This is a genomic window from Psychroserpens mesophilus (assembly GCF_050617655.1).
Lineage (GTDB): Bacteria > Bacteroidota > Bacteroidia > Flavobacteriales > Flavobacteriaceae > Psychroserpens > Psychroserpens mesophilus_A.
Window position 1 is genome coordinate 1 of sequence record NZ_JBODQC010000264.1, and the last position, 259, is coordinate 259.

General features: G+C 34.7%; 1 protein-coding gene. It reads left to right on the forward strand.

Features of this window, described 5'->3' with window-relative positions:
* Positions 1-259 (forward strand): protein adenylyltransferase SelO family protein (locus tag ACRHNM_RS17205; RefSeq protein WP_431137869.1); only part of this gene is annotated, 259 nt, incomplete at both ends.

Sequence of the window (259 nt, forward strand, 5' to 3'; positions counted from 1 at the left end):
CAATTTTAGGCATATCGTTAGACTATGGACCTTATGGGTGGTTAGAGGATTTTGATTTTGGGTGGACACCAAATACCACTGATCGAGAACATAAACGTTATCGTTATGGCAATCAGCCAAATATTGCACTTTGGAATTTATTGCAACTTGCTAATGCATTATATCCTCTAGTTGAAGAAGCAGAACCTTTTGAAGCTGTTTTAAACCAGTATCAAACAGATTTTGAAATTCAATTTATGAACATGATGCGTTCAAAATT